The sequence below is a fragment of the Trichlorobacter sp. genome, from assembly GCF_030247655.1.
In the GTDB taxonomy this organism is placed as follows: Bacteria; Desulfobacterota; Desulfuromonadia; order Geobacterales; family Pseudopelobacteraceae; genus Trichlorobacter.
Window position 1 is genome coordinate 1 of the sequence record NZ_JAOTRZ010000208.1, and the last position, 5,155, is coordinate 5,155.

A 5,155-nucleotide genomic window follows, 5' to 3' on the forward strand; every position below is an offset into this window, starting at 1 on the left:
GGTCAACGGTTGCAGCATCGCAGTTAAATACCTGTACGCCGGCCGCATTCAGTACCTTGAACGCTTTGGGGCCGCAGTGACCGGTCACCAAGGTGTCAATCCCGGCCTTTACAACCGTCTCTGCAGCCTGAATGCCCGCGCCTTGCGCTGCATTTCGGGCTTGTTGATTCTCTATAATCTGGATGCTTTTCAGCTGCATATCATAGATGAGAAAGCGTGCTGCACGCCCGAAACGGGGGTCCAATGCTGCTGCAAGCTCTTGTCCTGCTGTGGTAAATGCAATTTTATTCATGACTTCTCCTGATTTGAAAATACGCCGGTGCCTCTCCCTCCGGTAAGACACCGGCGCTCCCGCATTGCTCAGCCTTCATCACTGATAGGCCTGCGTCATCGGGAATCCACTAGCGTTGACCACGTCCGTTGCCGCATGCGCCACTCTGACGCCCCTTGCCGGTGCCGCAGCTGCGAGGTCCCCTGCAGTTCGCGGCAGTCGGTTGCTGCTCAGTTGTTGCCTGGCTTTGCGTCTGCTCCTGAACGGTTACACCTGCTTGATTGTTTTTGTTACACTGGCCACGTCCACGTCCGGTTCCTGAACCGGCTCCCATTGGTCCTTGCCCATTTCTGTTTGGCATGTTTAGTACTCCTTTGTATCTTCTGACATCGTGACGCACGAATTTCTGCCGGGATAGCGTCGTGCGCCGTGCCGCTTACCCCGGTGACAACCCGGCATGTTCAGCTCACCATCCTTCAGCCGATCAGCCAGGCATGCATGTACAACCTGATCCAGATCTCCGGCTATAAACGAGACCACCTGCATGCCCCGCTCCGTTAGGGCCTGATAAGAGGTGCGGGTGATGGCGCCGCAGACCAGTTGTTCAACCTGCAGCGTGCTCAGTCGCATGGCCCGTTCCTGCGGATCATCACTGGAAAACCGACGCCCTGTCTGGCCAATAATCCGGCCTTCTTCAGCGTCAACAATCCAGAAATGTTTGGCAACATCAAATACCGGTGCTATCCGTTCGTTCCAGAGGGAAAATGCGATTCTCATTACCTTGCGTCTCCAGACAGGTAGTCCATTACATGGCGTTTACACTATGCAGTGACCATGCCAAGAATCTTGAGGTGTGTAACTAACTGGTACTACATGATTTGTTTTTTACAGAGGGTTGTTTTGCGGGATTTTGAGTAGTATTTTTGCTACTCTATTTGGTGGGTTTAGTTGCAACAGTGGGACTCTATCGCCTTGATCGACCATCCTGCTCAGGAAGTACAATGCCGTACTGTCTGATTTTACGAAACAGGGTGGTTTTATGCATGCCTAACGCCTTTGCAGTGGCCAGACGGTTAAAGCCGTTCTTTTCCAATGATCTCTGGATCGCCTGGGCTTCCAACTGAGAACGGGCGTCCTGCAGAGTTGCCGGTCCGGCAGAGCGGCTGCCATGGAGAGTCAGTTCATCAGGCAGATGGGGAATTTCAATCGTGCCGTCAGGACAGAGTACAAAGGCTCGTTCAATCACGTTTTCCAGTTCCCGTACATTGCCGGGCCAATCATGGGCCATCAGCAGGGAGAGCGCCTCAGGCGCCATGCTCCGTACCGTGGCATGGTGCAAGTGGTTAAATTTGGCAATAAACTGCTCCACCAACAACGGAATATCTTCCTTGCGACGCCTGAGCGGCGGCAGCTCAATCCGTACAACATTGACCCGATAGTACAGATCCTCACGAAAGGTCCCGTTGCGGGTCAGTTCGGCCAGATCACGATTGGTGGCAACAATGATCCGGGCATCGGTTGTAACAGAACTTGTACCGCCCAATGGTTCAAAGCAGTGCTCCTGCAACACTCGCAAGAGGCGAACCTGCAATGCCGGGCTTATCTCCCCGATCTCGTCCAGAAACAGGGTGCCGCCTTTGGCCAGGGCAAAGCGGCCCGGCTTGTCCTTGGTGGCTCCGGTAAAGGCGCCGGCCTTATAGCCGAACAGCTCAGACTCCAACAGGGTATCCGGCAACGCCCCGCAGTTAAGCGCAATAAATGGCCCCTTGCTCTGTTTACTTAAACTATGGATAGTACGCGCCATCAGCTCCTTGCCGGTGCCGGTTTCGCCATTAAGCAGAACGGTGCTGGGGCTGACGGCGATAGTGGGGATCACCTCAAACAGGCGCTGCATCAGCGGACTGCGGCTAACAATATCCCCCATATGAAAACGCCCCTCAAGCTCATGGCGCAAGGTCTCAACCTCGCTCAGATCACGAAAGGTCTCAGCTCCGCCAACCACTTTACCGCTACTGTCCTTCAGCACCGCTGTGGAAAGACTGATCGGAATACGGTTCCCCTCTTCATCAATGATATAGCCTGAACGTCCGATGACCGGCTTGCCACTTTTCAGCGTCTTACGCAGGGCACAGTCGGTCTCGCACATATTGGAACGGAATACTTCCGAACAAAGGCGTCCAATGGCATCTCTACGAGAGATGCCGGTAATCTCTTCAGCGGCCCGGTTGAATGAAGTAATTCTCCATTCGGGGTCCACAGTGAATACGCCATCGGAGATACTTTCAAGGATTGCGTCAGTAGAAGTATTTTTTGTTGATTTTTTATCATCTGGCTTCATAGAGGAGTCTTTTAGTTTGGCAGTTAGGATTTACTAAAAATGTTAAGGGATAATGTATACCAATAACGGTTAAAAAAATAGGGCCTTCGCTGGCAGAGCATAGCGATATCATGGTGATTAGGCACATGTACGCAAACGCGGTTAGGGAAAAACTCCTAACCGCGTTCTTTTATGCCGTCTGGTGTTGAACGTGTTCAGTGCGCAGTCTGCCCGGCAGATCCCTTACCACCCAGTAGATACCTGTAGAACATGGGGAAACCGACAAAGAAGGCAACACAGATTAGATACTCCACGGTCTTTATGTACTGGTAAAAGTCCACCATAGTATAAACTGAATTTACATGTCCGATTGCGTCAAATAGTGATGTCATGACTTTATCCTCGTTATTTGGTGGTTGAACTGAATGCCGGCAGCTTGCTTTTGGCTGCTTCAGAAGCGCCTTTGATCATGCCATAAAGGCTGATAAGTGCCGGAATTGTCTGGACAACAACAACCAGTGCCAGAAAGCCTGCAAAGGCCAGTACCAGAATACCGCTATTATAGGTCAGACTGGTATCAACATAGGCAGCTGAGCCTGAGGCAAAGGCGGAGGTCAGGCTGGCAAAGATCAGGGACAGGGTAGTAACGATGGTTTTCATGGTATTTCTCCTTTAGCAGTAGCAGTTCTTATTGATTTGGAAGGCACAGCTCAGTGCCTGTTTCAGTTCTTCACGATCTTCAGACTTAACCGGCTTTAACAGATGGTAGAAGATCCCTTCGTTTCTCAGCTTGCGTATCACCGGCAGGGAGGACTCGTTGGAAACCAGGATAATAATCAGATTCCTGTAGCATTTCCTGAAAAGCGGTACGAGTTCCGTTGCTGCCAGTTCATCAAAGCTGCTACCCATCAACAGCACCTGAGAACTCTTCTTTAACACACCCTTCAAAACTCCGGCTGTGGTGGTGGTGACGGTTACCTGGTAGCCTGCTTCAATACACAGGTCCGTCATCACCTTGCGGGTATCCAGATTTTCATCGGCAATCAGCACGCTTTGCATGATCTCAGGCCTTCGGCGCTACAACAGTAGTATCCGCAGGAGCAAAGACACCTTTCAACATGGCGTACAACATAACCATGGCGGGAACAGCCTGCATCATAACCACCAATACCCCAAACCCTATCAAGGCCCAGATCAGCAACCCGGCTTCCTCACCACCCACACCAGCAGAAGCGGCATAAGCAGATGTGCTGACTGAACAGAGTATGGCAACCATCAGATGAATACTATTTGCTTTCATGACATCCTCCTTTGTACTGCTCGTTTAACTTGGTTTGTTACTTTACATAGAACGTGCCAAAAGCTGGAATCTCCCTGTTTTTTTATGTAACATGCCGTAATAACGTTATTATTTAAGTGGATGATAAATGGTTAAGGGGATGTTTGTACGAGAAGCATGTATGAAGTAGCTATACGGCACCGAGGCGGGCTCAGGATAAATTGAAGCATAACAGCCTGATATTATGTATTAATATATTCTAGCGAAAGTTAATAGGCGTATAGGCTAATCATACAGAGGGGGGTGCCCATGGAAGTTGGTTTTTCTTGGGGCGCTGGATAGAGTGGTTCATAAAGCTCATATGATTGCCATGATTACAGAGTGAATTACCACCCTGCCGCGCCAGCCGCAAGAGTATAGGAGTAAGCATGTCTCCCCAAAGCAACTCCCCAAAAGTAGGTACTGAACGTTTTGAGAGAGCCTGAGCTGAAAATGTGATAGCATCAAACAGGGCTCGGGGGGATAATCACGGTGACCAGCACCGCGGTGGAGACAAATGCAGCAGGCTGCATACTCTGCAGCGCTTGTGTTAAAGTCTGCCCTGAACAAGCTAGAATACTTGAGCATCCGATGGTTAATACGCGCAGTGAAATGCTTGCAGCCAATTGCAGTGTTCGCAAAGAGCGGGTATGCTTTGTCTGCCATGTAAAGCGGGAACGGGGCGACATGCCACAGGTTAAGACACGTATACTTCTCGAATCAGCTGTTATCGTTACCCGTATAGCAGGGGTTTGTTGATGCAGTGGTATGTCTACATTATTCGCTGTTCCGATGCTTCATTCTATACAGGGATCACGACGGATATGGATCGGCGATTTCAGCAACATGCAGAGGGCAGGGGTGCCAAGTATTTTCGGGGGCGTCAACCTGTAGAGGTGGTCTATCTTGAAAAAGATCATAGCCGTTCTTCTGCTTCCATCCGCGAGGCAGAGCTAAAAGCTATGACTCATGTTGAAAAATCACGTTTATTCCTCTTTGACTGGCAGCATACATGAAAAACGAGGGAACATGCTATTCTGGCTGGCACTGCTAATACTACTGCTGGGCTGTGGCTCAGCTGTAACGCTAATGGCCGGTAACCGCTCAATAGCAGCGCTTCAGAACATACCTGCAGATGCAAATTCCCACTTTCCCAAACTTTCGATCATCGTTGCTGCCCGCAATGAACAACACACGCTGAGGGCTGCATTACAGTCGCTTTTTGAGCTGAGCTATCCCGACTATGAAC

General features: G+C 50.4%; 9 protein-coding genes and 1 pseudogene. 3 read left to right on the plus strand and 7 right to left on the minus strand.

Features of this window, described 5'->3' with window-relative positions; all coding sequences use genetic code 11:
* From OEL57_RS13845 to OEL57_RS13875, 7 genes are all read right to left on the minus strand, one after another.
* Positions 1–292, minus strand: a 292-nt coding sequence (locus OEL57_RS13845; RefSeq protein ID WP_300741224.1) for a NifB/NifX family molybdenum-iron cluster-binding protein, incomplete at its 3' end; no start/stop codon positions are given.
* 109 nt (positions 293–401) lie between these two features.
* On the minus strand, positions 402–632 hold the full coding sequence (locus OEL57_RS13850) for a DUF5320 domain-containing protein (protein ID WP_300741225.1): 231 nt from the start codon (positions 630–632) through the stop codon (positions 402–404).
* Positions 633–634: 2 nt separating this feature from the next.
* Entirely contained in the window at positions 635–1,048 is a 414-nt protein-coding gene (locus OEL57_RS13855; protein ID WP_300741226.1) for a NifB/NifX family molybdenum-iron cluster-binding protein, read from the minus strand.
* 187 nt (positions 1,049–1,235) lie between these two features.
* The gene (locus tag OEL57_RS13860) at positions 1,236–2,609 is read right to left on the minus strand and encodes a sigma-54 interaction domain-containing protein (protein WP_300741227.1); all 1,374 of its coding nucleotides are present in this window, start codon (positions 2,607–2,609) and stop codon (positions 1,236–1,238) included.
* Between the two features lie 384 nt (positions 2,610–2,993).
* On the minus strand, positions 2,994–3,248 hold the full coding sequence (locus OEL57_RS13865) for a hypothetical protein (protein ID WP_300741228.1): 255 nt from the start codon (positions 3,246–3,248) through the stop codon (positions 2,994–2,996).
* Positions 3,249–3,260: 12 nt separating this feature from the next.
* Positions 3,261–3,647 carry a response regulator gene (locus tag OEL57_RS13870; RefSeq protein ID WP_300741229.1) on the minus strand — a complete coding sequence of 129 codons (387 nt, stop codon included), beginning with the start codon at positions 3,645–3,647 and terminating at the stop codon, positions 3,261–3,263.
* A gap of 4 nt (positions 3,648–3,651) precedes the next feature.
* The gene (locus OEL57_RS13875) at positions 3,652–3,888 is read right to left on the minus strand and encodes a hypothetical protein (RefSeq protein ID WP_300741230.1); all 237 of its coding nucleotides are present in this window, start codon (positions 3,886–3,888) and stop codon (positions 3,652–3,654) included.
* A 525-nt stretch (positions 3,889–4,413) separates the two neighbouring features.
* On the opposite strand from OEL57_RS13875, the gene OEL57_RS17095 reads away from it, so the two are divergent.
* The 3 genes and pseudogenes from OEL57_RS17095 to OEL57_RS13885 form a co-directional block, all read left to right on the plus strand.
* Positions 4,414–4,665, plus strand: a complete 252-nt coding sequence (locus OEL57_RS17095) for a 4Fe-4S binding protein (protein ID WP_414718528.1) — start codon at positions 4,414–4,416, stop codon at positions 4,663–4,665.
* The gene (locus tag OEL57_RS13880; protein ID WP_300741231.1) at positions 4,665–4,922 is read left to right on the plus strand and encodes a GIY-YIG nuclease family protein; all 258 of its coding nucleotides are present in this window, start codon (positions 4,665–4,667) and stop codon (positions 4,920–4,922) included. The genes OEL57_RS17095 and OEL57_RS13880 overlap by 1 nt, the downstream gene beginning before the upstream one ends.
* Positions 4,923–4,935: 13 nt before the next feature.
* A pseudogene (locus OEL57_RS13885) lies at positions 4,936–5,155 on the plus strand (glycosyltransferase); the annotation flags it as partial.

What these genes read in the sequence shown, in the direction of transcription:
- OEL57_RS13870 (WP_300741229.1), bottom strand. Translation starts at nt 3,647, where the DNA reads ATGCAAAGCGTGCTGATTGCCGATGAAAATCTGGATACCCGCAAGGTG.
- OEL57_RS13880 (WP_300741231.1), top strand. Translation starts at nt 4,665, where the DNA reads ATGCAGTGGTATGTCTACATTATTCGCTGTTCCGATGCTTCATTCTAT.
- OEL57_RS13875 (WP_300741230.1), bottom strand. Translation starts at nt 3,888, where the DNA reads ATGAAAGCAAATAGTATTCATCTGATGGTTGCCATACTCTGTTCAGTC.
- OEL57_RS13865 (WP_300741228.1), bottom strand. Translation starts at nt 3,248, where the DNA reads ATGAAAACCATCGTTACTACCCTGTCCCTGATCTTTGCCAGCCTGACC.
- OEL57_RS13850 (WP_300741225.1), bottom strand. Translation starts at nt 632, where the DNA reads ATGCCAAACAGAAATGGGCAAGGACCAATGGGAGCCGGTTCAGGAACC.
- OEL57_RS13855 (WP_300741226.1), bottom strand. Translation starts at nt 1,048, where the DNA reads ATGAGAATCGCATTTTCCCTCTGGAACGAACGGATAGCACCGGTATTT.
- OEL57_RS13860 (WP_300741227.1), bottom strand. Translation starts at nt 2,609, where the DNA reads ATGAAGCCAGATGATAAAAAATCAACAAAAAATACTTCTACTGACGCA.